This is a genomic window from Paracoccus panacisoli, assembly GCF_042435015.1.
Lineage (GTDB): Bacteria > Pseudomonadota > Alphaproteobacteria > Rhodobacterales > Rhodobacteraceae > Paracoccus > Paracoccus panacisoli.
The window spans coordinates 43,816-69,361 of sequence record NZ_JBHMQU010000016.1; the positions used below are offsets into that span (position 1 = coordinate 43,816).

27 protein-coding genes and 1 pseudogene are annotated in these 25,546 nt (G+C 70.9%); 13 read left to right on the forward strand and 15 right to left on the reverse strand.

What is annotated here, in order from left to right:
* Positions 1 to 159: 159 nt before the first annotated feature.
* The 9 genes from rplQ to ACFHYO_RS04445 form a co-directional block, all read right to left on the reverse strand.
* Entirely contained in the window at positions 160 to 591 is a 432-nt protein-coding gene (rplQ, locus tag ACFHYO_RS04405; protein ID WP_394318637.1) for a 50S ribosomal protein L17, read from the reverse strand.
* 110 nt (positions 592 to 701) lie between these two features.
* Entirely contained in the window at positions 702 to 1,718 is a 1,017-nt protein-coding gene (locus ACFHYO_RS04410) for a DNA-directed RNA polymerase subunit alpha (protein WP_036704562.1), read from the reverse strand.
* Positions 1,719 to 1,836: 118 nt separating this feature from the next.
* Complete coding sequence (gene rpsK, locus ACFHYO_RS04415; protein WP_036704563.1) at positions 1,837 to 2,226, reverse strand: 30S ribosomal protein S11; 390 nt, start codon at positions 2,224 to 2,226, stop codon at positions 1,837 to 1,839.
* A gap of 12 nt (positions 2,227 to 2,238) precedes the next feature.
* A complete protein-coding gene (gene rpsM, locus ACFHYO_RS04420) occupies positions 2,239 to 2,607 on the reverse strand; it encodes a 30S ribosomal protein S13 (RefSeq protein WP_036704565.1) in 369 nt (122 codons plus the stop codon).
* Positions 2,608 to 2,736: 129 nt separating this feature from the next.
* Complete coding sequence (locus tag ACFHYO_RS04425; protein ID WP_394318639.1) at positions 2,737 to 3,306, reverse strand: hypothetical protein; 570 nt, start codon at positions 3,304 to 3,306, stop codon at positions 2,737 to 2,739.
* A complete protein-coding gene (locus ACFHYO_RS04430; protein WP_394318641.1) occupies positions 3,303 to 3,962 on the reverse strand; it encodes an adenylate kinase in 660 nt (219 codons plus the stop codon). The genes ACFHYO_RS04425 and ACFHYO_RS04430 overlap by 4 nt, the downstream gene beginning before the upstream one ends.
* A 61-nt stretch (positions 3,963 to 4,023) precedes the next feature.
* Complete coding sequence (gene secY, locus ACFHYO_RS04435) at positions 4,024 to 5,394, reverse strand: preprotein translocase subunit SecY (RefSeq protein WP_036711910.1); 1,371 nt, start codon at positions 5,392 to 5,394, stop codon at positions 4,024 to 4,026.
* A 175-nt stretch (positions 5,395 to 5,569) separates the two neighbouring features.
* Positions 5,570 to 6,067: a 50S ribosomal protein L15 gene (gene rplO / locus ACFHYO_RS04440; RefSeq protein WP_394318644.1), complete on the reverse strand. Its 498-nt coding sequence runs from the start codon at positions 6,065 to 6,067 to the stop codon at positions 5,570 to 5,572.
* Between the two features lie 139 nt (positions 6,068 to 6,206).
* A complete protein-coding gene (locus tag ACFHYO_RS04445; RefSeq protein WP_446728964.1) occupies positions 6,207 to 6,620 on the reverse strand; it encodes a Fur family transcriptional regulator in 414 nt (137 codons plus the stop codon).
* A gap of 265 nt (positions 6,621 to 6,885) precedes the next feature.
* Between ACFHYO_RS04445 and ACFHYO_RS04450 the strand changes: the two genes are divergently transcribed.
* The 4 genes from ACFHYO_RS04450 to ACFHYO_RS04465 are packed head-to-tail and all read left to right on the forward strand — an operon-like array spanning position 6,886 to position 10,371.
* A complete protein-coding gene (locus ACFHYO_RS04450) occupies positions 6,886 to 7,791 on the forward strand; it encodes a metal ABC transporter substrate-binding protein (RefSeq protein WP_394318732.1) in 906 nt (301 codons plus the stop codon).
* Positions 7,788 to 8,684 (forward strand): manganese/iron ABC transporter ATP-binding protein, encoded by an 897-nt coding sequence (locus ACFHYO_RS04455; RefSeq protein ID WP_394318648.1) that lies wholly within the window; start codon positions 7,788 to 7,790, stop codon positions 8,682 to 8,684. The genes ACFHYO_RS04450 and ACFHYO_RS04455 overlap by 4 nt, the downstream gene beginning before the upstream one ends.
* A complete protein-coding gene (locus ACFHYO_RS04460; protein WP_394318650.1) occupies positions 8,681 to 9,553 on the forward strand; it encodes a metal ABC transporter permease in 873 nt (290 codons plus the stop codon). Before ACFHYO_RS04455 ends, ACFHYO_RS04460 begins: the two co-directional genes overlap by 4 nt.
* The gene (locus tag ACFHYO_RS04465; protein ID WP_394318652.1) at positions 9,550 to 10,371 is read left to right on the forward strand and encodes a metal ABC transporter permease; all 822 of its coding nucleotides are present in this window, start codon (positions 9,550 to 9,552) and stop codon (positions 10,369 to 10,371) included. Before ACFHYO_RS04460 ends, ACFHYO_RS04465 begins: the two co-directional genes overlap by 4 nt.
* Here ACFHYO_RS04465 and ACFHYO_RS04470 read toward each other — a convergent pair.
* The 3 genes from ACFHYO_RS04470 to ACFHYO_RS04480 form a co-directional block, all read right to left on the reverse strand.
* Complete coding sequence (locus ACFHYO_RS04470; protein WP_394318654.1) at positions 10,361 to 11,191, reverse strand: CoA transferase; 831 nt, start codon at positions 11,189 to 11,191, stop codon at positions 10,361 to 10,363. The genes ACFHYO_RS04465 and ACFHYO_RS04470 overlap by 11 nt on opposite strands.
* 45 nt (positions 11,192 to 11,236) lie before the next feature.
* Positions 11,237 to 11,890 (reverse strand): histidine phosphatase family protein, encoded by a 654-nt coding sequence (locus ACFHYO_RS04475; RefSeq protein WP_394318656.1) that lies wholly within the window; start codon positions 11,888 to 11,890, stop codon positions 11,237 to 11,239.
* Between the two features lie 210 nt (positions 11,891 to 12,100).
* Positions 12,101 to 13,039 carry a LysR family transcriptional regulator gene (locus ACFHYO_RS04480; protein ID WP_394318658.1) on the reverse strand — a complete coding sequence of 313 codons (939 nt, stop codon included), beginning with the start codon at positions 13,037 to 13,039 and terminating at the stop codon, positions 12,101 to 12,103.
* A 142-nt stretch (positions 13,040 to 13,181) separates the two neighbouring features.
* Between ACFHYO_RS04480 and chvE (ACFHYO_RS04485) the strand changes: the two genes are divergently transcribed.
* The 9 genes and pseudogenes from chvE (ACFHYO_RS04485) to ACFHYO_RS04525 all read left to right on the forward strand — a co-directional run bounded on the left by chvE (ACFHYO_RS04485) (position 13,182) and on the right by ACFHYO_RS04525 (position 23,064).
* Positions 13,182 to 14,246 (forward strand): multiple monosaccharide ABC transporter substrate-binding protein, encoded by a 1,065-nt coding sequence (chvE, locus tag ACFHYO_RS04485; RefSeq protein WP_036735895.1) that lies wholly within the window; start codon positions 13,182 to 13,184, stop codon positions 14,244 to 14,246.
* A 104-nt stretch (positions 14,247 to 14,350) separates the two neighbouring features.
* A pseudogene (chvE, locus tag ACFHYO_RS04490) lies at positions 14,351 to 15,415 on the forward strand (multiple monosaccharide ABC transporter substrate-binding protein).
* Positions 15,416 to 15,474: 59 nt separating this feature from the next.
* Positions 15,475 to 17,001, forward strand: a complete 1,527-nt coding sequence (gene mmsA, locus ACFHYO_RS04495) for a multiple monosaccharide ABC transporter ATP-binding protein (RefSeq protein WP_394318660.1) — start codon at positions 15,475 to 15,477, stop codon at positions 16,999 to 17,001.
* A complete protein-coding gene (mmsB, locus tag ACFHYO_RS04500) occupies positions 16,998 to 18,200 on the forward strand; it encodes a multiple monosaccharide ABC transporter permease (protein WP_394318662.1) in 1,203 nt (400 codons plus the stop codon). Before mmsA ends, mmsB begins: the two co-directional genes overlap by 4 nt.
* Before the next feature lie 6 nt (positions 18,201 to 18,206).
* Complete coding sequence (locus tag ACFHYO_RS04505) at positions 18,207 to 19,175, forward strand: Gfo/Idh/MocA family protein (protein ID WP_394318664.1); 969 nt, start codon at positions 18,207 to 18,209, stop codon at positions 19,173 to 19,175.
* A gap of 20 nt (positions 19,176 to 19,195) precedes the next feature.
* On the forward strand, positions 19,196 to 20,113 hold the full coding sequence (locus ACFHYO_RS04510) for a 2-dehydro-3-deoxygalactonokinase (protein WP_394318734.1): 918 nt from the start codon (positions 19,196 to 19,198) through the stop codon (positions 20,111 to 20,113).
* Positions 20,110 to 20,712, forward strand: coding sequence for a 2-dehydro-3-deoxy-6-phosphogalactonate aldolase (locus ACFHYO_RS04515; RefSeq protein WP_036712960.1), 603 nt, complete (start codon positions 20,110 to 20,112; stop codon positions 20,710 to 20,712). Before ACFHYO_RS04510 ends, ACFHYO_RS04515 begins: the two co-directional genes overlap by 4 nt.
* 46 nt (positions 20,713 to 20,758) lie before the next feature.
* Complete coding sequence (locus ACFHYO_RS04520) at positions 20,759 to 21,622, forward strand: SMP-30/gluconolactonase/LRE family protein (protein ID WP_394318665.1); 864 nt, start codon at positions 20,759 to 20,761, stop codon at positions 21,620 to 21,622.
* 482 nt (positions 21,623 to 22,104) lie between these two features.
* On the forward strand, positions 22,105 to 23,064 hold the full coding sequence (locus ACFHYO_RS04525; RefSeq protein WP_168782629.1) for an acetyl-CoA carboxylase carboxyltransferase subunit alpha: 960 nt from the start codon (positions 22,105 to 22,107) through the stop codon (positions 23,062 to 23,064).
* A 473-nt stretch (positions 23,065 to 23,537) separates the two neighbouring features.
* Here ACFHYO_RS04525 and fliP read toward each other — a convergent pair whose 3' ends face one another.
* The 3 genes from fliP to ACFHYO_RS04540 all read right to left on the reverse strand — a co-directional run bounded on the left by fliP (position 23,538) and on the right by ACFHYO_RS04540 (position 25,544).
* Positions 23,538 to 24,353 carry a flagellar type III secretion system pore protein FliP gene (gene fliP / locus ACFHYO_RS04530; protein ID WP_394318668.1) on the reverse strand — a complete coding sequence of 272 codons (816 nt, stop codon included), beginning with the start codon at positions 24,351 to 24,353 and terminating at the stop codon, positions 23,538 to 23,540.
* 380 nt (positions 24,354 to 24,733) lie between these two features.
* Complete coding sequence (locus ACFHYO_RS04535; protein ID WP_394318670.1) at positions 24,734 to 24,985, reverse strand: FliM/FliN family flagellar motor switch protein; 252 nt, start codon at positions 24,983 to 24,985, stop codon at positions 24,734 to 24,736.
* 1 nt (position 24,986) lies between these two features.
* Positions 24,987 to 25,544 (reverse strand): hypothetical protein, encoded by a 558-nt coding sequence (locus ACFHYO_RS04540; protein WP_394318672.1) that lies wholly within the window; start codon positions 25,542 to 25,544, stop codon positions 24,987 to 24,989.
* Between the last annotated feature and the right edge of the window lie 2 nt (positions 25,545 to 25,546).

Below are 25,546 nucleotides of genomic sequence, written 5' to 3' on the forward strand. Positions count from 1 at the left end.
CCGACCACCCGGCCCAATTTCGCCGGACTGAGGCTTTCTTGCACATAACTCGTTAACAAAAAGAGAATCCCGCCCGGGTCGGGGCGGGATTCTTTTCGACGTTGCGACGATTTTCGCCTCGGGCGGGTGCGGCAAACTTGCGCACCCGCGGGGCGCGAATCAGGCCTCGTATTCGGTCTCGGCCTCGGCTTCCGCCTCGAGCCGGGCGCGGTCGGCGGCGCCCTTGGCGCTCACGTCGCGGTCGACGAACTCGATGATCGCCATCGGCGCCATGTCGCCATAGCGGAACCCGGCCTTGAGGACGCGGACGTAGCCGCCCTGGCGGTCCTTGTAGCGCGGGCCGAGGATCTCGAACAGGCGCGCGACGTGCTGGTCCTGCTTGAGCCGGGCCGCGGCCTGGCGGCGGGCGTGCAGATCGCCGCGCTTGGCCAGCGTGATCAACTTCTCGATCACCGGGCGCAGTTCCTTGGCCTTGGGCAGGGTCGTCTTGATCTGCTCATGCTCGATCAGCGAGCCGGCCATGTTGGCAAACAGCGCCTTGCGGTGCTCGTGGGTGCGGTTGAGGCGGCGGTAGCCGCGGGCGTGACGCATGATGGTCTCCTAGCGTTTTGCTTTGTCCGGCCCCCGTGCGTGGCGGGGACTCTCCTTGGGGCGGGATTGCCCGGGGTGGTGCGGCGGGGGGTGCCCCCCCCGCCGACTGCTCAAAACTGGTCGTCGAACCGCTTGGCGAGGTCCTCGATGTTCTCGGGCGGCCACTCGACCACGTCCATGCCGAGGTGCAGGCCCATGCCCGAGAGCACTTCCTTGATCTCGTTGAGGGACTTGCGGCCGAAGTTCGGGGTCCGCAGCATCTCGGCCTCGGTCTTCTGGATGAGGTCGCCGATGTAGACGATGTTGTCGTTCTTCAGGCAGTTGGCCGAACGCACCGACAGCTCGAGCTCGTCGACCTTCTTCAGCAGCCGCGGGTCGAACTCGAGCCCGTCCTCGGCGTCCGAGCTGCGGGCCGATTCGGGTTCCTCGAAGTTGACGAACACCGCAAGCTGGTCCTGCAGGATGCGGGCGGCATAGGCCACCGCGTCCTCGGGCGACAGCGAGCCGTCGGTCTCGACCCGCATGGTCAGCTTGTCGTAGTCCAGCACCTGGCCCTCGCGGGTGGGCGTGACCTCGTAGCTGACCCGCTTGACCGGCGAGAAGATCGCGTCGATCGGGATCAGCCCGATGGGGGCGTCCTCGGGGCGGTTCTTGTCGGCGGCGACGTAGCCCTTGCCGACCGCGACGGTCAGCTCCATGTGCAGGTCCGCGCCCTCGTCGAGGTGGCAGATCACGTGGTCGCGGTTCAGCACCGTGATGCCCGCGGTCTCGGAGATCTGGCCGGCGGTGACCGCCCCCGGCCCCTTGGCCGAGAGGGTCAGGCGCTTCGGCCCGTCCACGTCCATCTTGAGCGTCACGCCCTTGAGGTTCAGCACGATGTCGGTCACGTCCTCGCGGACGCCGGCAACCGACGAGAACTCGTGCAGCACGTTGTCGATCTGCACCGAGGTGATCGCGGCGCCCTGCAGCGACGACATCAGCACCCGGCGCAGCGCGTTGCCGAGCGTGAGGCCGAAGCCGCGCTCGAGCGGTTCGGCGACGACGGTGGCCACGCGCGCGGCCTGTGCGCCCGGACGGACGTCAAGCTGCGCCGGCTTGATCAGCTCGGCCCAATTCTTGTGGATCATGCGATTGCCTCCATTCCTGTTTCCGGCCCCATGTCCAGCCGCCGGAAACGCCCGAGGTATAAAATGCGACGACCGGCCCCCGCCGGGACGGGCGGGGGCCGGGCAGAAATCGGTCGGGTCAGACGCGCCGGCGCTTGGGCGGGCGGACACCGTTGTGGGCGATCGGCGTCACGTCGCGGATCGCGGTGATGTTGAAGCCGACGGCGGCCAGCGCGCGCAGCGCCGATTCGCGGCCCGAGCCGGGGCCCTGGACCTCGACCTCGATGGTCCGCATCCCGTGCTCCTGCGCCTTCTTGCCGGCGTCCTCGGCGGCCATCTGGGCGGCGTAGGGGGTCGATTTGCGCGACCCCTTGAAGCCCATGGTGCCGGCCGACGACCAGGCAATGGCGTTGCCCTGCACGTCCGAAATCAGGATCTTGGTGTTGTTGAACGACGAGTTCACATGCGCCACGCCGGTGGCGATGTTCTTGCGTTCCTTGCGCTTCATGCGCGTCTTGTCGCGTGCCATGTTGCGCTCTCCTTATTTCTTCTTGCCGGCGATGGGTTTCGCCGGGCCCTTGCGGGTGCGGGCGTTGGTGTGGGTGCGCTGGCCGCGCACCGGCAGGCCGCGGCGGTGGCGCAGCCCGCGGTACGAACCAAGGTCCATCATCCGCTTGATGTTCATCTGCGTCTCGCGGCGCAGGTCGCCCTCGACGGTGAGGTTCGCGTCGATGTATTCGCGGATCTGCAGCACTTCCGCATCCGAAAGCTCGTTGACGCGGCGGGCGCGGTCGATGCCGACGGCCTCGCAGATCTGTTCGGCGTACATGGCGCCAATGCCGTGGATATATTGCAGCGCGATCGGAACACGCTTGCCGGTCGGGATGTTGACGCCAGCGATACGGGCCAAGTCCGGTCTTCCTTTTCGTTGCGGGTCCGTAGCACCAGACCCTTTTTTCACAACCAATGGCCCGCGGCGGTCAGCCGTCGGGCCAGGGCTCACCCCGGATGGGTGATTCTCGCATGGAGATGGCGGTCTTTAGTCGCTGGTGACCGGAGCGTCAACCCCGTGGACCCTGTCGGGCGCCGGGATCTGGTCGGGCGGCAGGCCGCTGGAGCCGGGATAAAAGTGCTCGCAGGCGCAGGCGGCGCGAAGGTTCTGGCCCCAGTCCACCGCCAGCGGGATGGGGTTGCCGGCGTCGCCGATCCCCTGCTCGACCGCCGAAAGGTCGCGCAGGCCCCCCGCGTCCCGCAGCGCCGCGAGGCGCGTGGCGAAGGCAGTCGCGGCGGGCAGCGGCCAGGCCATGCCGGGGGCAATGGCGCGGTCCGAGACGAAGAGCTCGGCGCCGGCGCGGCAGTCCACCAGCTCGATCTCGCGCGAGGCGAAGTGCCCGGAGACCTCGGTGAGCTGGCTGACGAACCCGCCCCCCTCGTCCCGCGCGGGCCCGATGTGCCAGGTGCTGCCGGGGTCGTCGCCCTCGGCCGGATAGACCAGCTCGTGCCCGCAGGGCGCCAGAAGCCTGAGCGTGGGTGGCGGCGCGTCGGCCCGCGCCGCCCCGAACGGCACCGCGACGAGCAGCGCCGCGAGCGCCGCACCGCCGTGGCTCACCCCTTCAGACCGTCCATGATGCCTGCGACCTGCCGGCCTACGGCGTCCATCTCGGCCATGCCGTCGACCGGGTGCAGCTGGCCCTTGGCGTAGTAGTAGCCGATCAGCGGCGAGGTCTTCTTGTAGTACTCCAGCAGCCGGGTCCGCAGGCTGTCGGCGTTGTCGTCGGCGCGGCGGCGCAGGTCGGTCGAGCCGCAGACGTCGCACTTGCCCGGCTCGGTCGTCGGCTTGGTGGTGTCGTGATAGACCTCGCCGCAGTTGCCGCAGGTGAAGCGGCCGCTGATCCGGTCCACGAGGGCGGCGTCGTCCACCTGCATCTCGATCACCGCGTCGATCTTGCGGCCCATGCCGGCGAGCAGATCCTCGAGCGCGTCGGCCTGCGGCAGGGTGCGGGGGAAGCCGTCGAAGATGAAGCCGGGGGCGTCCACGGTCTCAAGCTTCTCGCGGATCAGGCCGATCACGATCTCGTCCGTGACGAGCTGGCCCTTGTCCATCACATCGGCCACCACGCGGCCCATCTCGGTCCCCGAGGTGCGCGCCTCGCGCAGCATGTCGCCCGTGGACAACTGGACGAGGCCACGATCCTCGACGAGCGTGCGGGCCTGGGTGCCCTTCCCGGCGCCGGGCGGACCCAGCAGGATGATGTTGATGGTCAATTCGTCCCCCCCTTTAACATGACACCGCGCGCGCCCGGACCGGGCACGCGCGAAGGTTGCGTCAGCGGCGGGCCGGCAGGCGTTTCGGCTTGGCCTCGCCCGGCTTGCGCTTGCCGCGCAGCTGCGACCGCTCGATCAAAGCCTCGTATTGATGCGCGAGCAAGTGGCTTTGGATCTGGTTGATGGTGTCCATCGTCACCGAGACGATGATCAGCACCGACGTGCCCCCGAAGTAGAACGGGATCGACAGCTGGTGGCGGATCACCTCGGGCAGCATGCAGACCGCGGCGAGGTAGAGCGAGCCGATCACCAGCACCCGGTTCACCACGTAGTCGAGGTATTCCTCGGTCCGCTTGCCCGGCCGGATGCCGGGGATGAAGCCGCCCTGGTTCTTGAGGTTCTCGGCCACGTCGTCGGACTTGAAGGCCACGTTCTGGGTGTAGAAGTAGCTGAAGAAGATGATCATCGCCGCGAAGAACAGCAGGTAGAGCGGCTGTCCGGGGCCGAAGTAGGCAAGGATCGTCGACATCACCGGGCCGGTCTGGTTGCCCGAGAAGGTCGAGATGGTGATCGGCAGCAGCAGCAGCGAGCTGGCGAAGATCGCCGGGATCACGCCGGCCGGGTTGACCTTGATCGGCAGGTGGCTCGACTGGCCGTCATAGACCTTCATGCCGACCTGGCGGCGGGGATACTGGATGCGGATCTTGCGCAAGGCCCGCTCCATGAACACCACGAAGGCCATGACGACGACGACCAGCACGATCACGCCGAGGATCACCGGGGTCGAGATCGCGCCCGAACGGCCTTGCGCGAAGAACTGCGCGAGGTGGCCGGGGATCTCGGCCAGGATGCCGACGTAGATGATCAGCGAGATGCCGTTGCCGATGCCGCGGGCGGTGATCTGCTCGCCCAGCCACATCAGGAACATCGTCCCGCCGACCAGCGTGATGACCACCGCGGCGCGGAAGAACCAGCCCGGCTCGTGCGCCATGCCGCCCGCCTCGAGGCTGACGGCGAGGCCGTAGGCCTGGAACAGCGCCAGCAGCACGGTGCCGTAGCGGGTGTACTGGTTGATCTTCTTGCGGCCCTGTTCGCCCTCTTTCTTGAGCTGCTCGAGCGAGGGGACCATCGACGCCAGAAGCTGCACGATGATCGAGGCCGAGATGTAGGGCATGATGCCGAGGGCGAAGACGCCCATCCGGCCCAGCGCGCCGCCGGTGAACATCGACAGGATGCCGCCGATGCCGGCCTGCGCCTGCTCCATGAAGTTGCGCAGCGCGCCGCCGTCGATGCCCGGCACCGGGATATAGGTGCCCAGGCGATAGATGATGAGCAACCCGATGGTGAACCAGATCCGCTGGCGGAGTTCGGTCGCCTTGCCGAGCTGGCCCCAGCTCAGGTTTGCGGCCATCTGTTCTGCGGCTGACGCCATGACTGCCCCTTGTCGTTCCGGCCCGCGGGTCGGCATATGTGTCCGGCCGTGGCCGGATTTGGCAGCGCCGCCGGACCCGTTCCGGTCGCGGCGGCGCTGTCCGTCAACTCGGACGCTATCTATGGGGCGGCGCGCGCCCCTTCAACAGCTTTCCGCCCCTCCGCTGCGCCGGGCCTCAGGCCTCGGCGCTCGCGTCGGTGGCGGTCTCGCGCACCGGACGGGTCAGGGTCAGCGAGCCGCCGGCCTTTTCCACCGCCTCGGCCGCAGCCTTCGACGCCCCCGCGAGGGTCAGGTTCAGCGCCGCGGTCAGTTCGCCCTTGGCGAGCAGGCGGATGCCGTCCAGCTTGCGCTTGGTGGCGCCGGCTTCGATCAGCGCGTCCTCGGTGATCGCGTCGCCCGCGTTCAGCTTGCCCGCATCGACCATCGCCTGCAGCTGGCCGAGGTTGACCACCGCGAACTCGAGCCGGTTCGGCTTGTTGAAGCCGCGCTTCGGCAGGCGGCGGTAGAGCGGCATCTGGCCGCCCTCGTAGCCCCCGAGCGCCACGCCCGAGCGCGAGGTCTGGCCCTTGATGCCGCGGCCGGCGGTCTTGCCCTTGCCCGAACCCGGGCCGCGCGCCACGCGCTTCTTCTTGCGGTTGGCGCCGTCGTTGTCGCGCAGTTCGTTCAGTTTCATGTCGCTTCTCCTGATGCCGGAAACGTCCCCGGAAGCGAAGGGCGGGACGCACACGGCCTGATGGGTAGGAATCGCCCGCGGACGTGTGCCGAGGGCGAACCCGGGGGCCATAAGCGAGAAGCGCCCCGGACGCAAGCGCTCAGGCGTCTGGTGCGGGCTCGGGTGCGGGCTCGATCCGGCGCCCGAAGAGCACCAGGTGGTGGTCCACGATGCGGTAGCCGTAGCGCGCCGCGACGCGCGCCTGCAGCGCCTCGATCTCGGCCGAGACGAACTCGATCACCTCGCCCGAATCGACGTCGATCAGGTGGTCGTGGTGGGCCGCGGGCTCGGCCTCGAAACGGGCGGGGCCGGCGTCGAAGCGGTGCTGGCGCAGGAAGCCCTTGTCGGTGAGCGTGGCGAGCGTGCGGTAGGTCGTCGCCTGCGAGACGCTCGGGTCGATGCGGCGGGCGCGGTCCAGCACCGCCTCGGCGTCGGGGTGGTCGGCGGCGCGCAGCAGCACCTCGGCGATGGCCTGGCGCTGGCGGGTGACGCGCAGCCCGGCGCCGCGCAGCATCTCGTCGATCTGCGCCCGCGCCGCGGCGGGATGGTCGGGCAGCGGGGGCGCGGCGGGTGGAGGGGTGAGGGGCGGGTCGCGGTCGGTCATGGGGCAAGGGTAGCGCCGCGGGCCGGGCCGATCAAGATGCGAGCAGTTCTCGTCTGGCTTGACAGTTGAGAATCGTTCCCGATAACTGGCGGACAGCGCTGCCCGCTGGCGCGCGAAGGATGAGGGTGCAGGCGTGACGGCGACGGGCAGATGGCTGGCGGCAGGGGCGGCGCTGATGGCGCTGCTCGCGGGGCTGATGCTCGCCGCCGGCGGTTCTGGCGCCGGCACGGCGCCCGCGGCCCGCGCGGCGGACGGGCGTCTGGTCGTCGTGACCACCTTCACGGTGCTCGCCGACATGGCCCGCAACGTGGCGGGCGACCACGCCGAGGTCGTCTCGATCACCAAGCCCGGGGCCGAGATCCATGGCTACGAGCCCACCCCGCAGGACATCGTGCGCGCCACCCGCGCCGACCTGATCCTGTGGAACGGGCTGGGGCTCGAGCGCTGGTTCGCGCAGTTCCTCTCGACCCTGCCGCCGACGCCCGCGGCGGTCGTCTCGGACGGGCTGGCGCCGATCGCCATCGCCGGGGGCCACACGGCGGGCGCCCCCAACCCGCACGGCTGGATGGGGGTCGAGGGCGCGCGCGTCTATGTCACCAACATCGCCGCCGCGCTGGCGGCGGCGAACCCGGCCAACGCCGACGCCTACCGCGCCAACGCGAGCGCCTATCTGAACCGGATCGAGGCCGCGCTCGCCCCGGCCCGCGCCCGGATCGCGGCGCTGCCGCCCGAGCGGCGCTGGCTCGTGACCTGCGAGGGCGCGTTCCCCTATCTCGCCCGCGACCTGGGGCTGCGCGAGCTTTACCTGTGGCCGATCAATGCCGACCAGACTGGCACCCCGCAGCAGGTCCGCGCGGTGGTGGACGGGGTGCGCGCCCATCGCGTGCCGGCGGTGTTCTGCGAAAGCACCGTCAGCCAGAAGCCCGCCCGCCAGGTCGCGCGCGAGACGGGCGCGGCCTATGGCGGCGTCCTTTACGTCGACAGCCTGACCCCCGCCGACGGGGCGGTGCCGAGCTACCTCGACCTCTTGCGGGTCACCACCGACACCATCGCCCGCGGGCTGACCGGAGCCGCCTCATGACCCCCCCGCCCCCCATGGACGCCAACCCGGACGTCCCGATGGACGGCATCGTCGCCCGCGACGTGACCGTGACCTACCGCAACGGCCTGACCGCGCTGTCGCACGCGAGTTTCGCCGTCCCGCGCGGCACCGTCACCGCGCTGGTCGGCGCCAACGGCGCCGGGAAATCCACGCTCTTCAAGGCGATCATGGGCTTCGTGCCGACCGGCGCGGGCGAGATCACGCTGATGGGCCGCCCCGTCGCGCGGGCGCTGCGCGAGAACCTCGTGGCCTATGTCCCGCAGGCCGAAGAGGTGGACTGGTCCTTTCCGGTGCTGGTCGAGGACGTGGTGATGATGGGCCGCTACGGCCACATGGGGCTGATGCGCCGCCCCCGCGCCGCCGACCGCGCCGCCGTCACCGCGGCGCTGGCGCGGGTCGGGATGGAGGCGTTCCGCCACCGCCAGATAGGCGAGCTGTCCGGCGGCCAGAAGAAGCGCGTGTTCCTCGCCCGGGCGCTGGCGCAGGACGGGCAGGTGATCCTGCTCGACGAGCCCTTCACTGGCGTCGACGTGACGACCGAGGAACAGATCGTGGCGCTCTTGGGCGAACTCAGGGCCGAGGGGCGGGTGATGCTGGTCTCGACCCACAACCTCGGCTCGGTCCCGCGGTTCTGCGACCGGGTGGTGCTGGTCAAGGGCACGGTGCTGGCCTACGGCCCGACCGAGACGACCTTCACCCGCGCCAACCTCGCCACAGCCTTCGGCGGGCAACTGCGCGAGGTCTCGCTGGGCGGGCCGGACCTGCACCACGACGACCACGCCGACGACCGGCGGCTGACGATCCTGACCGACGACGATCGCGCGGTCGTCCATTACGGCGGCCGCCCGCTGGTGCCGGGGGACGAGGGATGAGCGCGGCATTCGAGCCCTTCGCCTACCGCTACATGATCGACGCGATCTGGGTGGCGGCGCTGGTCGGCGGGGTCTGCGGGTTCCTGTCCTGCTATCTCATGCTCAAGGGCTGGTCGCTGATCGGCGACGCGCTGAGCCATTCCGTCGTGCCCGGCGTCGCCATCGCGGGCCTATTGGGCCTGCCCTTCGCGCTCGGCGCCTTCGTCGCAGGCGGCCTCGCCGCCGCTGCGATGCTGGCGCTGCAGGACCGCTCGGGGCTCAAGAGCGACGTGGTGATCGGGCTGATCTTCACCGCCTTCTTCGGGCTCGGCCTCTTCATCGTCTCGGTCGCGCCGATGGCGGTGTCGATCCAGACCATCGTGATGGGCAACATCCTCGCCATCACCCCCGCCGACACGGTGCAGCTGGCGCTGATCGGCGGGGTGACGCTCGCCGTCCTGCTGGTCCGCTGGCGCGACCTCGTGGCGGTGTTCTTCGACGAGATCCACGCGCGCACCATCGGCCTCAACCCGCGCCGCCTCAAGGCGCTGTTCTTCGCGCTGCTCGCGGCCTCGGTGGTGGCGGGGATGCAGACGGTGGGGGCGTTCCTCGTCATCGCGCTGGTGGTGACGCCGGGGGCGACGGCGTATCTGCTGACCGACCGCTTCCCCCGGCTTCTGGCGCTGGCGGTGGCGATTGGGGCGGGGACGAGCGCGCTCGGCGCCTATCTCAGCTATTTCCTCGACGGGGCGACGGGGGGGATCATCGTGCTGCTGCAGACGGCGCTGTTCGTCGCGGCGTTCGTCCTCGCCCCCACCCACGGGCTGCTGGCCGCCCGCGCCCGGGCGCGCGCCGCGCTGAAGCCCCACCCGGCGGCGAGGGCGGAATGAGTACGCTCGCCGCGTTCCAGTTCGACTTCATGCAGAACGCGCTGATCGCGGCGATGCTGATCGCGCCGGCGGCGGCGATGCTGTCGTGCTTTCTGGTCCTCAAGGGCTGGGCGCTGATGGGCGACGCGGCGAGCCACGCCACGGTGCCGGGCGTCGTCGTCGCGTGGCTGCTGGGCTGGCCCTACGCGGTGGGCGGGTTCCTGGCCGCGATGGCCTGCACCGTCGCGGTCGGGTTCATCTCGGACAACAGCCGGGTCAAGCCCGACACGGTGATGGGCGTGGTCTTCGCGGGGATGTTCGCGGCCGGCATCGTGCTGCACACGGCCACCGGCTCGGGGCTGCATCTCGACCATATCCTCTTCGGCAACATGCTGGGGATCGAGCCGGCGGAGCTTTGGACCGCCGGCGCGATCTCGGTCGCGGTGGCCGGGCTGCTGCTGGTCAAGTGGCGCGACTGGCTGCTGGCGGCGTTCGACCCGGTGCAGGCGCGCGCCTCGGGGCTGCGGACGGGGGTTCTGCACTACGGGATGCTGGCGATGCTGTCGGCGATGATCGTGGCGATGCTGTCGGCGATCGGGCTGATCCTCGCGGTCGGGTTGCTGATCGCACCGGGGGCGACGGCCTTCCTGCTGACCCGGCGGATGGGCGAGATGATGGCGGCGGCCTGGGTCATCTGCCTTGCGGCGATGGCCGGCGGGGTGGCGCTGAGCTTCCGGCTCGACAGCGCGCCCGCGCCGACCATCGTGCTGATCCTGACGGCGATGTTCCTCGCCGCGCTGGGGTGGCGGCAGGTCCGGGTGCGGCGCGCTACCCGCTGAAGGGTTCGAGCGGCAGGTCGTGCGCCTCGGCCAGCGCGCGGACCTCGTCCATGCTGCGGGCGGCGAGGAAGCCAGCCACGTCTTCGCCCGCCACCTCGGTCAGCCGGGCCGAGAAATGCGGCTCGAGCGCCGCGCAGGCGACGAACCCGTCGGCGCAGGGGTAGATGCGGTAGTCCCGCCCCGCGCCCGACAGAAGCCCGCCCCCCACCGTCGCCCCGTGCCGCACCGCGGCGGCAAAGCGCTGCGCCACCTGCGCGAGGCCGACGCGCGCGTGCCGCCCCGGCAGCCCGCGCTCGCGGCCCAGAAGCAGGGCGCAGGCAGCGGCCGCGGCGGCCTCGGCCCCGCCGAGATCGGCCAGCAGCGTGCGGGGCATGGCGCGCGGATCGACGAGGCCGGCGGCGGCCTGATAGGTCAGGTCGTGGCCCGGCACCTCGGGCGCCTCGGTGTCGCCGACGATCTCGACCCACACCAGCGCCGGATTGACCTGCGCGAGCGCCGGGACGGTAATCCCCAGCCGCGCCAGCGCCGCGGGACGGTGGCTGGAGATCAGCACATCGGCGCCTTCCAGCAGCGCGCGGAACCGCGCCTGCCCGGCCTCGGCGCGCAGGTCCACGGTCTCGACGCGGGCGGCGGCGTTCAGCTCGGCATACCAGCCGGGCATGATCGTGGCGGTCATGTCGCCGGCGGGCGGCTCGATCTTGATCACCGCCATGCCCTGCGCGGCCAGCAGCGCCGCGGCCGCGGGGCCCGGGACGTTGGCGGCCATGCAGACGCAGGTGAGGCCGGCAAGCGGCAGGGTCGGGTCGGGCGAATCGGTCATGGGGGCTCTCCTCGGGCCGAGGGATAGCGCGAAGCGGGGCGGCGATCACCCGGCCTCGTCGGTGCTCTCGTTGGTGCTTTCGTCCGCGGTCAGGTTGACGAAGCTGACCGCCCAGCCGGCGGGGGACGCCTCGATCCGGGTCAGCGACAGCGGCGCGATGCGGAACGCGAGCGCCGCGCCGGGGCTGTCCAGCGCGCGGGCGAGCGCCGCCCGGACGGTGCCCGCGTGCGCCACGACCGCGACCCGGCCCCCGCCGGCAGCCAGCGCTTCGAGCGCCGGGACGATGCGGGCGCAGGCGTCGGCGAAGCTTTCGCCCCCCGGCGGCGCGGTGGTGGCGAGGTCGTCGGCCGAGAGCGGCCCGAGGTCGGGCAGATGGGCGTAGGACGCCCCCTCCCACGCGCCGAAATCCTGTTCCCAGAGCGCGGGAAGCTGCGCGGCGTCGCGGTCGGGCCAGAGGGCGGCGGCGGTCTGGCGGCAGCGCATCGCGGGCGACACGGCGATCCGGTCCACCGGCCCGATCCGGCGCCCCAGCCGCGCCACCGCGGCGGGGTCGATGCGGATGGTCAGGTCGCGGCGTCCGACGAGCCGGCCCTGATCCTCGACCGGCCCGTGGCGGATGAGCAGCAGCGTCGCCCCGGCGGCAGAGGCGGCGGGAGCAGACGCGGCGGGGCGCGGGGCGCGGGGGGGCTTGGCGGGCATCGGGGTCTCCACCCCCCGGATGTGCCGGAGCGGGGGGCGTGCCGCAACCCTGCGCGGGGGGGGGGGCGGTGGGAGGCGTTACGCGTCGGTCCGGGGGATTGCGGCTGCTAGAGAGACTAGGAGGTGTCCGTTCTCGGACGAAAACCGACGCTTCGCCGCCTCACCGCGCCGCCCCCGCAGGCCAGCACCATCCCCAACCACTAGCCCACCTCACCGCCCCTGCCCGCCTCGCGCGATCTCCTCGCGCACCAGCGCCCGCATCCGCTCGGCGGCGGGCGAGAGGCTGCGGGCGGCGCGCGAGATGAGCTGGCAGGGCGACAGCTCGAACGGCCGGGCGAGCGACAGCGTGGTGAAGCGGTGCCCCTCGCCCTGCGCCAGCCGCGCCACCTCGGCCGAGACAGGGCACAGCGCATCGGTGTCCTGCACCAGCGCCAGCGCCAGCAGCGGCGAGGACGAGGCGGTGATGTCGGCCGGCGGGTCCAGCCCCTCGGCCCAGAAGGCGCGCTCGACCGCGACGCGGATCGGCGCGCCGCGGTCCTGCAGCACCCACGGATAGCGCGCCGCCTCGGCCATCGGCACGCCGTCGCGCCCGGCCAGCGGGTGGCTGCGGCGGATCAGGCAGCAGAGCGTCTCGGCCACCCCCGGCTCGACCCGCAGCCCGTCGGCGGGGTGGCCGTCGGGCACCCGCGCCAGCAGGAAATCGAGCGCCCCCTGCTCGAGCAGCGTCAGCAGCGCGGCGGACGGCGCGACCTCGACGGCGATCTCGATCCGCGGGGCCAGCGCCTTGAGGCGGCGCAGCGCGGGCACCACGCAGCCCAGCGCCGGGCCGGTCACGGCCCCCACGCGGACCACGCCGGACAGCCCGTCCCCCATCTCGTCCAGCTCGCGGCCGAGGTCGCTGAGCCCGGTCAGCAGCGCATGGGCGCGCCGGGCGACGATCTCGCCCGCCGCGGTCGGGGTCATGCCGCGGGGGTGGCGGTCGAACAGCGCCGCGTCGAGCAGCCGCTCGATCTCGGCCAGGCTGCGCGAGGCGGCGGGCTGGCTGATCCCCAGCGCCTCGGCGGCATGGATGATCTGGCGATGCCGGTCGATGGCCGCGATCAGCCGCAACTGCGAGAGCTTCAGCGACTGGACGGCGCGGACGGACATCAGCCCCCCTGACATACCGGAAATGTCATACCGACCGCGTGTAATCGCATTTGCCGGCGCGGGCAAATGCCCGCTAGCGTGAGGGGCAAGGGCCAGCCGGCGGGGAACCGGCCGCCCTGCGACCAACACGGGGAGGAAACCCATGACGTTCAAGACCCTGATCGCCAGCGCGGCGATGGGCCTCGCGCTGCTGTCCACCGGCGCGTTCGCGCAGGACAAGGGCCTCGTCGGCATCGCCATGCCGACCAAGTCCTCGGCCCGCTGGATCGACGACGGCAACAACATGGTGAAGGAGCTGCAGGCCGCCGGCTACCAGACCGACCTGCAGTATGCCGAGGACGACATCCCGACCCAGCTGAGCCAGGTCGAGAACATGATCACCAAGGGCGCCAAGGCGCTGGTCATCGCCTCGATCGACGGCACCACGCTGACCAACGCGCTGGAAAACGCCAAGGCCGCCGACATCAAGGTGATCGCCTATGACCGGCTGATCCGCGACAGCGACGCGGTCAGCTATTACGCGACCTTCGACAACTTCAAGGTGGGCGTCCAGCAGGCGGAATCGCTCGTCCGCGGCCTCAAGGAGCGGTTCCCGGACGTGAAGCCCTGGAACGTCGAGCTGTTCGGCGGCTCGCCCGACGACAACAACGCCTTCTTCTTCTACGACGGCGCGATGAGCGTCCTGCAACCGATGATCGACGCGGGCGAGATTGCCATCCCGTCGGGCCAGACGGGCATGGACAAGGTCGGCACGCTGCGCTGGGACCCGGCCACGGCGCAGTCGCGGATGGACAACATCCTGTCGGCGAACTACGGCGACAAGCCGCTGCACGGGGTGCTGTCGCCCTATGACGGGCTGTCGATCGGCATCCTGTCGTCGGTCAAGGGCGTGGGCTACGGCTCGGGCGACCTCAAGATGCCCGTCGTCACCGGCCAGGACGCCGAGGTGCCCTCGGTGAAGTCGATCGAGGCGGGCGAGCAGTACGCGACGATCTTCAAGGACACGCGCGAACTCGCCAAGGTCACGGTCGGGATGGTGGACGCGGTGCTCGGCGGGAAAGAGCCGCAGATCAACGACACCAAGACCTATGACAACGGCAAGATGGTGGTGCCGTCCTACCTGCTCGAGCCGGTGCCGGTGTTCAAGGACAACTACAAGCAGGTTCTGGTCGACTCGGGCTACTACAAGGAAGATCAGCTGAAGTGATCCGGCGGGCGGGGCGCACGGCCGCCCCGCCCCCACGACAAAGCCGGCCGCAGATGCCGGCATGACATACGCGAGCGTAACGGCACCCTGGGGAGGAGATTGCCATGACGACACGCAGACACTGGATGCTTGCCGGCGCGCTGGCGCTGGGACTGCCGGCCGCGGCTCTGGCCCAGGGCGGGGGCCTCGTGGGCATCTCGATGCCCGAAAAGGTCACCGCACGCTGGGTCGCGGACGGCGACAACATGGTCAAGGATTTCGAGGCCGCCGGCTATCAGACCGACCTGCAATACGCCAACGACGACATCCCCGCGCAGCTGAGCCAGATCGAGAACATGGTCACCAAGGGCGCCAAGGCGCTGGTGATCGCGGCGCTCGACGGCACCACCCTCTCGAACGCGCTGGAAAGCGCGCACGCGGCGGGAGTCAAGGTCATCGCCTACGACCGGCTGATCCGCGAGACGCCGAACGTCGACTATTACGCCACCTTCGACAACTACAAGGTCGGCGTCATGCAGGGCACCGCACTCGTCGAGGGCCTGAAGGAGCGCTTCCCCGACCAGAAGCCCTGGAACGTCGAGCTGTTCGGCGGCAGCCCCGACGATAACAACGCCTATTTCTTCTACGACGGCGCGATGAGCGTCCTTCAGCCGCTGACCGACGCGGGCGAGATCGCGGTGCCCTCGGGGCAGATGGGGCTCGACAAGGTCGGGACGCTGCGCTGGGACGCGGCCACGGCGCAGGCGCGGATGGACAACATCCTGTCCGCCAACTACGGCGACAAGCCCGTGCACGGGGTGCTGTCGGCCAACGACGGGCTGGCGCGCGGCATCATCTCGTCGGTCAAGGGCGTCGGCTAAGGCTCGGGCGACCTCAAGATGCCGATCATCACCGGCCAGGACGCCGAGATCCCCGGCATCAAGGCGATCATCGACGGCGACCAGTATGCGACGGTGTTCAAGGACACCCGCGAGCTGGCCAAGGTCACGGTCGGCATGGTCGACGCCATGATGGCCGGCAAGGAACCCGAGGTGAACGACACCAAGACCTATGACAACGGCGTCAAGGTCGTGCCGTCCTACCTGCTGGAGCCCGTGTCGGTCACCGCCGCCAACTGGAAGCAGGTGCTGGTCGACTCGGGCTACTACACCGAGGACCAGCTCAAGTAAGGGCGCGCGCGGCCCGCCGTCCCCGGCCGGGCCGCGCCACCGCGACAGGGGGACGCGCCATGACGGCGATTCTGGAAATGCGCGGCATCGGGAAAAGCTTTCCGGGCGTCCGCGCGCTCGATCAGGTCAACCTCAGCGTCGCACCCGGCGAGATCCACGCCATCTGCGGCGAGAACGGGGCCGGGAAATCGACGCTGATGAAGGTGCTGTCGGGCGTCTATCCGCACGGCAGCTATGACGGAGAGATCCGCTACGAAGGCCACCCCGTCGCCTTCCGCGACATCCGCGACAGTGAGCGCGAGGGGATCATCATCATCCACCAGGAGCTGGCGCTGGTGCCGCAGCTTTCGGTGGCCGAGAACATGTTCCTCGGCAACGAGGTCGCCCGCGGCGGCGTCATCGACTGGAAGCGCAGCTGGGCCGAGACCCGCCGCCACCTCGCCAAGGTGGGGCTGCGCGAGGCGCCGACCACGCCGGTCGGCAAGCTGGGCGTCGGCAAGCAGCAGCTGATCGAGATCGCCAAGGCGCTGGCCAAGGATGTGCAGCTGCTGATCCTCGACGAACCGACCGCCGCCCTGCAGGAAAACGACAGCGCCAAGCTGCTGGACCTGATGCTGGAACTCAAGGCGCAGGGGGTCACGCAGATCCTCATCAGCCACAAGCTGAACGAGATTCGCCGGGTGGCCGACCGGGTGACGGTGATCCGCGACGGCTCGACCGTCTCGACGCTCGAGCGGGGCGAGATCACCGAAGAGCGGATCATCCGCGACATGGTCGGCCGCGACCTCGCCCACCGCTATCCCGACCGCACCCCGCAGATCGGCGAGGTGCTGATGCGGGTCCGCGACTGGACCGTGTGGCACCCCGACCAGCCGCGCAAGGTGATCGACGACGTATCCTTCGACGTGCGCCGCGGCGAGATCCTCGGCATCGCCGGGCTGATGGGATCGGGGCGCACCGAACTGGCCATGAGCCTCTTCGGCCGCAGCTACGGGCGCGACATCACCGGCCACGCCGAGATCGCGGGCCGGCCCGCCCGGCTCGGCTCGGTCACCGAGGCCATCGCCTCGGGCCTCGCCTACGTCACCGAGGACCGCAAGGAGCTGGGGCTGATCCTCGAGGAACCGGTCCAGCGCAACATCAGCCTGGCGAACCTCGCCGGCATCTCGTCCTCGGGCGTGCTCTCGGCGGGGCGCGAGCAGGCGGTGGCGGAACGCTATCGCCGCGACCTGCGCATCCGCACCCCCAGCGTGGCGCAGCGGGTGATGAACCTCTCGGGCGGCAACCAGCAGAAGGTCGTGCTCGCCAAGTGGCTGTTCACCGACCCGCAGGTGCTGATCCTCGACGAGCCGACCCGCGGCATCGACGTCGGCGCCAAGTTCGAGATCTACGCCCTGATGAACGAGCTGGTGGCGCAGGGGCGGGGCGTGGTGATGATCTCGTCCGAGATGCCCGAGCTGCTGGGGATGTGCGACCGCATCCATGTGATGAACGAGGGCCGCTTCGTGGGTGAGCTGACCCGCGCCGAGGCGAGCCAGGAAAGGATCATGGCGCTGATCCTGCAAAGCGAGGGGAAAGCCGCATGACCACCACCGACCGCGAGGGGCAGCAGCCCGGCATCGGCGCCCAGCTCGGCGGGCATCTGCGCGAGAACGGCATGGTGCTGGCGCTACTGGTCATCGTGCTCTTCTTCACGGTGCTGATCCGGTCGATGCAGGGCGTCGATTTCCTGTCGGCGCAGAACATCACCAACCTGTTTTTGCAGAACTCCTACGTCATCATCATGGCGCTGGGGATGCTCTTGGTGATCGTCTCGGGCCACATCGACCTGTCGGTGGGCTCGGTCGCGGCCTTCACCGGGGCGGTCTCGGCCTTCCTCACGGTCAAGCTGGGCTGGCCGGTCTGGGCGGTGATCCCGGCCACGCTGCTGATGGGCGGGCTGATCGGGGCGGCGCAGGGCTACTGGATCGCTTTCTGGAAGATCCCCAGCTTCATCGTCACCCTGGCGGGGATGCTGGTGTTCCGCGGGCTGACGCTGTGGCTCTTGCAGGGCCAGAACATCGGTCCCTTCCCGCGCTCCTTCCAGGCCATGTCGACCGGGTTCCTGCCCGACGTGTTCGGCGCCGGGCGGCCCAACATCACCGCGCTGGTGATGGTCGGCCTCGCGGCGCTCGCCATCGTCTGGTCGGGCGTCCGCGGCCGGCGCGCCGACGCGAGCTTCGGGATCGAGCCCGAGCCCTCGGCACTGTTCTGGGGCCGCCACCTGATCGTCGTCGCGGCGCTGATGTTCGTCGGCTGGAAGCTCGCGCAGTTCCGCGGCCTGCCGAACGTGCTGATCGTCATGTCGGTGCTGATCGTCCTTTACGCCTTCTTCACCGAGCAGACGGTGATCGGGCGGCGCATCTATGCGCTCGGCGGCAACGAAAAGGCCGCGCGCCTCTCGGGGATCAAGACCGACCGGCTGGTGTTCGCCACCTTCGCCAACATGGGGGTGCTGGCGGCGCTGGCAGGGATGATCGTGACCGCGCGGCTTAACAGCGCGACCCCAAAGGCGGGCACGGGGTTCGAGCTCGACGTGATCGCCGCTGTGTTCATCGGCGGGGCGTCGATGGCCGGCGGCTCGGGGCGGATCATCGGGGTGGTGGTCGGCGCGCTGATCATGGGGGTGATGAACAACGGGATGTCGATCATGGGGATCGGCATCGACTACCAGCAGGTCATCAAGGGGCTTGTGCTGCTCGCCGCGGTGATCTTTGACGTCTACAACCGCAACAAGCAGGGCTGAGCCGGGATGCCCGACCCCACACGGATCGACACCACACGGATCGCCGCCACGCGGATTGCCATCGTCGGGATGGGCAAGATCGCCCGCGACCAGCACGTCCCCGAGATCGCGGCCTCGCCCGCCTTTACCCTCGCCGCGACGGTGGACCCGGTGGCGCGGCTCGAGGGGGTCGAGGGCTACGGCGACCTCGACGCGCTGCTCGCCGCGCGGCCCGACGTGACGGCGGTGGCGCTCTGCACCCCGCCGCAGGTGCGCTTCGAGCTGGCGCGTGCGGCCCTGATGGCCGGGCGCGACGTGCTGCTGGAAAAGCCGCCCGGCGTGACCGTGGCCGAGGTGCAGACGCTGGAACGGCTCGCCGCCGCGCGCGGGCGGGTGCTCTTCACCGCCTGGCACTCGCAGTTCGCCCCGGGGATCGAGGCGGCGCGCGACTGGCTCGCCTCCCGCCGCATCACCGGGATCGAGGTGATCTGGCGCGAGGACGTGCGCTGGTCGCACCCCGGCCAGGACTGGATCTTCGAGCCCGGCGGCACCGGCGTCTATGACCCCGGCATCAACGCCCTGTCGATCCTGACCCGGATCGTTCCTGCCGACCTGCGGGTCGTCTCGGCCGAGCACGACCTGCCCGCCAATCGCGCCGCGCCGATCGGCGCCCGGCTGGTCATGGCGACCGAGGACGGCGCGCCGGTCACGATGGACATGGATTTCCGCGAGGCGGGCGAGGCGCGCTGGGACATGGTGATCCGCACCGACCGGGGCGAGCTGAGGCTCTCGCGCGGGGGGGCAGTGGTGTCGGCGCCGGGGCTGGACGTCGCGCGCACCGGCGGGGCGCTGCCCGACGAATACCGGCGCATCTACGAACGCTTCGCCGACCTGATCGCGCTGCGCCGCTCGGACGTGGACGCGGCGCCGCTGCAACTGACCGCCGACGCCTTCCTCGCCGCCCGCTGGGCGCCGGCCGACGATTTCGCATGGTAGGCGGGGCGGTGCCGGACTTGATCGCGGCCGACTGGATCGCGGCGGATTGGGGCACCTCGCGGCTGCGGGTCTGGGCGATGGGCGCGGACGGCGCCGTCCTCGACCGGCGCGAGAGCGACGCGGGCATGGGCGGCCTCGCCCCCGAAGGGTTCGAGCCGGCGCTGCTGGCCCTGATCCACGACTGGCTCACCCCCGGCCGCAGCACCCAGGTCATCGCCTGCGGCATGGTCGGCGCAAGGCAGGGCTGGGTCGAGGCCGCCTATCGCCCCCTCCCCTGCCCGCCCGTCGGCCCGCCGCTGACCCCGGCCCCCGTCTCCGACCCCCGGCTCAGCGTCGCCATCGTCCCCGGCCTCTCGCAGACCCGCCCCGCGGCGGATGTGATGCGCGGCGAGGAAACGCAGATCGCCGGCGTCCTCGCCGCCGCGCCGAACTGGGACGGGGTGGTCTGCCTGCCCGGCACCCACAGCAAATGGGCCGAGGTCTCGGCCGGTGAGGTGGTCAGCTTCCGCAGCTTTTTGACCGGAGAGCTGTTCGCCCTGCTCGCCGGCCACTCGGTGCTGCGCCACGGGATGGGCGACGGCTGGGACGAGGCCGGGTTCGACGCGGGCCTCGCCGAGGGCATGGCCCGGCCCGAGGCGCTGACCGCGCGGCTGTTCGGGCTGCGCGCCGAGGGGCTGCTGTCCGGCCTTGCGCCCGACACCGCCCGCGCCCGGCTGTCGGGGCTGCTGATCGGCGCCGAACTGGCCGCGGCGAAGCCGTGGTGGCTCGGCCGTGACGTGGTGATCGTGGGCGAGGGGCGGCTCGCCGCGCTCTACGCCCGCGGGCTCGCCGCGCAGGGGGTGGCCGCGCGGCGCGCGCCGGCCGAGGCGGCCACCCTCGCCGGGCTCGCCCGCGCCCGCAGCCTCGCCCCGCCCCCCGCCGCCGCAGGTGCCCCATGACCCGCCCCCTCATCGCCATCCTGCGCGGCATCACGCCCGCCGAGGCCGAGGCCCATGCCGCGGCCCTGATCGCCGCCGGGATCACCACGCTCGAGGTGCCGCTGAATTCGCCCGACCCGTGGGACAGCATCGCGCGGCTGCTGGCGCGCTTCGGCGCGCAGGCGCGGATCGGGGCCGGCACGGTGCTGACCCCGGCGCAGGTCCAGCGCCTCGCCGGGATGGGCGCGCATCTGGTCGTCTCGCCCAACGCCGACCCGGCGGTGATCGCCGCCACCCGCGCCGCGGGGATGGAGAGCTGGCCGGGGGTGATGACGCCGACCGAGTGCTTCGCCGCCCACGCCGCCGGCGCGACCGGGCTGAAGCTCTTTCCCGCGTCGCTGATCGGCGCGGCGGGGCTGTCGGCGCTGCGCGCGGTACTGCCGCCCGAGCTGCCGGTCTACGCCGTGGGCGGCGCCGGCCCCGCCAATTTCGCCGCGTGGCGCCGCGCGGGGGCCGCGGGCTTCGGCATCGGCACCGCCCTCTACCGCCCCGGCCAGCCGGTCGAGGCCACCGCCCGCGCCGGGGCCGAGATCGCCGCCGCCTGGGACGCCAGCGGCTGACCCCGCCGCGACCCCGCGCCCCTGCCCGGACCTTACGGAGCCTTCCATGCAGATTTTCGACGACACGCGCTGCGAGCTGGGCGAGGGCGCCCTGTGGCACCCCGAGCGGCAGAGCTTCTTCTGGTTCGACATCCTCGGCCGCCGCCTCTACGAGCGCGGCCCCGCCGGCCGCACCGAGTGGGAGATGCCCGAGCTGACCTCGGCGATGGGCTGGGTCGGCGGCGGGCTGGTGGTGCTGTCGTCCGAGAGCGGGCTCTGGCTCTTCGACCTCGACCGCAGGCTGCGCGAGCCGCTCGTCGCGATCGCCGCCGACCAGCCCGCGCTGCGTTCGAACGACGGGCGCGCCGACCCGTGGGGCGGGTTCTGGCACTCGACGATGGGCAAGGCGGCCGAACCGGGCGCGGGCGGCATCTGGCGCTGGCACCGCGGCACGCTGCGCCATCTCTATCGCAACATCACCATCCCGAACGCGATCTGCTTCGACGAGGGGCGGCGGCTTGCCTATTTCGCCGACACCGCGGCGCAGGTGGTCTGGGTCCAGCCGCTCGACGCGGCGGGCTGGCCCGCGGGGCCGCACCGGGTGTTCCTGGACCTCGGCCTCGAGGGGCTGAACCCGGACGGGGCGGTGACGGACGCCGAGGGGCGGGTGTGGATCGCGCTCTGGGGGGCGGGGCGGATCGACGCCTTCGACCCCGAGGGGCGGCGCGTCGGCTCGGTCCCCGTGCCCGCGCGGCAGGTGAGCTGCCCGGCCTTCGGCGGCCCCGACCTCGGCGCGCTGATGGCCACCTCGGCGTGGGAGGGGCTGGACGCCGCCGCCCGGGCCGCCGACCCGCAGGCCGGGTGCTGCTTCGTCGTGCAGTCCACGGCGCGCGGGCTTCCGGCGCCGCGGGTGCGGGTGGACAAGGGCTGAGCCGGGGGGACGGGGCTGGGCGGCGGGGGAGCGAGGCCATCCGGTTCGCATGGCGTTGCGTTCTGCCGCCCCCCGCAGTCGCGCCTGTTTAATGGTCCATTTCCCGGAGCGGTCCGGTAGCGCCTTATAGCACGGGGAACGGGAAGTGCGGCGAAGGCTCCTCCCGCTGGGACGCGGCGAAGCCTCGTGCAGATCGGCAAAGCGCAGGGGAGGCTCAGGTGCCCATGCCGACGCTTTCCATACCGACGCTGTCGGCTGATATGAGTGAACCAGAGCCGATGCACCGTGAGCAGCGTGCCCGCCTCTGCCAGTGTCACTCATCCCAGCGGCGCCGCGGTTCCGCGGTAGCATGGGCGCCGGCGCGTCACCCGCCGTGCCGGCCGACGCTGGCTGCCGGCCCCGCGCCGGTGCCCCCTCCCCGCCCGCGTTGCAATCCACCGGGCGGCGGATCATATATCCGGCGAACAGCGGAAAGGCCGTCCATGACCTATCTCGAGTTTGAAAAGCCCCTCGCCGATCTCGAGGGCAAGGCCGAGGAGTTGCGGGTGCTGGCCCGCAAGGGCGAGGGCGTCGATCTGGAAAAGGAGGCCGCCGCGCTCGACCGCAAGGCCGAGGACCTGCTGCGCGACCTCTACCGCAACCTTGATCCGTGGCGGAAGACGCTGGTCGCGCGCCACCCCGACCGGCCGCACTGCATCGACTACATCAACGCGCTGTTTTCCGAGTGGACGCCGCTGGCCGGCGACCGGACCTTCGGCGACGACCACGCGGTCATGGGCGGCCTCGCACGCTTCCGCGACCAGCCGGTGGTGGTGATCGGGCATGAAAAGGGCAACGACACCAAGTCGCGCATCCACCGCAACTTCGGCATGGCCCGGCCCGAGGGGTACCGCAAGGCGATCCGTCTGATGGACATGGCCGACCGCTTCGGGCTGCCGGTGGTGACGCTGGTGGACACCCCCGGCGCCTATCCCGGCAAGGGCGCCGAAGAGCGCGGCCAGTCCGAGGCGATCGCCCGCTCGACCGAGAAGTGCCTGCAGATCGGGGTGCCGCTGGTCAGCGTTATCATCGGCGAGGGTGGCTCGGGCGGGGCAGTGGCGTTTGCGACGGCGGACCGGGTGGCGATGCTCGAGCACTCGATCTACTCGGTGATCTCGCCCGAGGGCTGCGCCTCGATCCTGTGGAAGGACGCCGAGAAGATGCGCGAGGCCGCCGAGGCGTTGCGCCTGACCGCGCAGGACCTGACCCGGCTGGGCGTCGTGGACGCGATCATCCCCGAGCCGGTCGGCGGCGCCCAGCGCGCCCCCGCCGAGGCCGTCGCCCGGGTCGGCGACGAGATCGCCCGGTTTCTCAAGGAACTCTCCGGCCGCAAACCCGCCGAGCTTCTGCGCGCCCGGCGCCGGAAATACGTCGAGATGGGTGCGAAGGGCCTCGCGGCATGAACGCTTGAGCGGGGGCGGTGGTCGGGCCGCACTGGTCCCGCCGAAGCATTGGCGCTGGCCCGATACGGGTTCATTGGACCCCGCGACGCGTCCATGCCTGCTCGACCGAAGCGTTCATCTGCTCGGCCCAAGTGTTCATACTTGCGAGTGGGAAGCCGTCTTACGGTCGCGCACGAGGCGTTCTCGGCTACGCACGAAGCGTTTTTACCTGCGCGCGAGATGCGTTCTTCGCTTCAGCGCGAAACCGCGTTACGCACCGGCGGTTGATGCTCGACGCCTGACACCTCGCCCGGAACTTTAACCTCACGCAAATCTGACACCTCAGGCAAGACTCACACATCAAGCAAAACTCACACCTCACGAAAACTGACATCTAACGCAAATCAGACGCCCACGACAGACGCCCCAAGCGCACTGACAGCTGCGCAGCGTTCCACCCGCCCCGCCTTCGCGTTCCCACCGACCGGACGCCGCTACCCTCCCCCCTGATATCCCCGCACCAGCGCGGACGCGAGCAGCCCCCAGCCGTCGACCGCCACGAAGAACGCGAGCTTGAAGGGCAGCGCGACCACGGTCGGCGGCACCATCATCATGCCCATCGACATGAGGATCGCCGAGACCACTAGGTCGATGATCAGGAACGGCAGCGACACGAGGAAGCCGATGGCGAACGCCTTCTGGATCTCGGACAGCATGAACGACGGCACGATTAGCGACAGCGGCGCCGTCTGGGGGTCGTCAGTCACAGGCGCGGCGCCCGGGGTCGGTGCCACGTCGGCGAGGGCCGCCATGGTGTCGGGGTCGATGCGCTCTGCCATGAACCGTCGGAACGGCTCGACCCCGCGCTCGAATGCGACGGGGAGGGTGATCTCGCCCCGCTGGAGGGGGGCGCCCGCGACCTGCCAGGCGTCGCGCAGCACCGGGTCCATGACATACCAGCTGAGGAAGATGGCGAGGCTCACGATCAGCATGTTCGGCGGCGACTGCTGCAGCCCGATCGACTGGCGCAGGATCGACAGCACGGTGACGACGAAGGGAAAGCACGTCACCATGATCGCAAGCCCCGGCGCCAGCGACAGCAGCGTTAGCCCGCCCACCAGCAGGATCGCATTCCGCCCGAGCCCGCCCAGCGCCTCGCCCCCTGCGCCGAAGCCCGGGAGGTCCTGCGCCGCAGCCGGACCGGACAGCGCGAGTCCGATCAGAAATGCAGCGATGGCGGCAGCGAACCGTGAGGCGAAGCGGGACGCCGGAACTGATCCGAAAACGCCTGTGCGCAGACAGATCGCCATGCGCCACAGGGTTAGACGCAGCTCACCTGTGCAGCACGGGAAAAGCGACCGGCTCTCGCCGTGCGACGAGGACCCGCGTTCCGGGAGGCGCGAAACCCCGGTCTGCGACGGGGATCCGCCGGAATGGATCGGGATAACGAACAGCCCCGAGCGTGCCGAGAAACACGAGACCGCGAACGACACCAGCATCGCCAGCAATCTTGAGAACAGAGAAACGCCCACGACGACGCACGTTGCGGCACGCCTGTTGCTGCTCTGGTCCCTCAGCGGCCGGGTCCGCAGGCCGGCCACCCCCACCAACCCCGCGCCGGCGCCCCGCGCGGCAAATCCTCGCGAGCCCCACCACTGCTGCCCTAGCCGTCGCCCTGCCCTGCCGCAGCTCATGGCGCCGCCGGTCCGACGATCCGCACCGACAGCCGCCCGTCGTCGCCTTCCTCCACCAGTTCGCCCCGGGCCACCACCCGGTCACCGATGCAGATCTCGACGCCGTCGAGGGCGTCCTGGTCCAGAGGCAGCACATCGTCCGGCTTAAGCCGGGCCAATTCGGCGACCGAGAGGCGGGTCCGGCCAAGCCGGATGCTGATCTCGACCTGGATGTGATGGGTGGGGATGAGGCCGGGTTCCACGTCCATGTCAGTTCGCTTCCATGATGTCCTGAACGATGCCGCGCAGCTGCGCCGCGACCGCCGCCTCGTCCCAGGCGATGACGCCGCCCAGGACTTCGGCCGTGACCGTCCCCGCGGGGCCGGTGGTGTCGATCTCGACCGCCGCGATGCCCGCCGCGGTCAGGCTTGCGGACACGAACGGCTCGAGGTCCGCCCCGCAGCAGAGGCGCAGTTCGAGCGGCGTGACCGTCTCGGCAAGCCGGAGGAGTTCGTCGAGCAGCGCCGCCTCGAGCCGGGCGCGCGCCAGTGCCGGCAGCACGCCGTCCACCAGGGCCCGCACCAGCGGGGCGAGAGCCGCCCCGGCGGCCCGACCCTCCTCGCGGCGCCGGGCATCCCCCGCGGCCATCGCCGCGACGGCGTCAGAGAGGGCCGCGCGCAGGGCGTCGCTTTCGGCCGTGCGCGCAGCAGCCTCGCCGTCGGCCCGGCCGCGGGCATAGGCAGCGGCCAGCTCGGCGGGGCCATAAAGCTCCGGGGCCGCGGACGGGGTGGCCACGTCGAACCGCTCGAGTTGCAGGACGGCGCCCATGA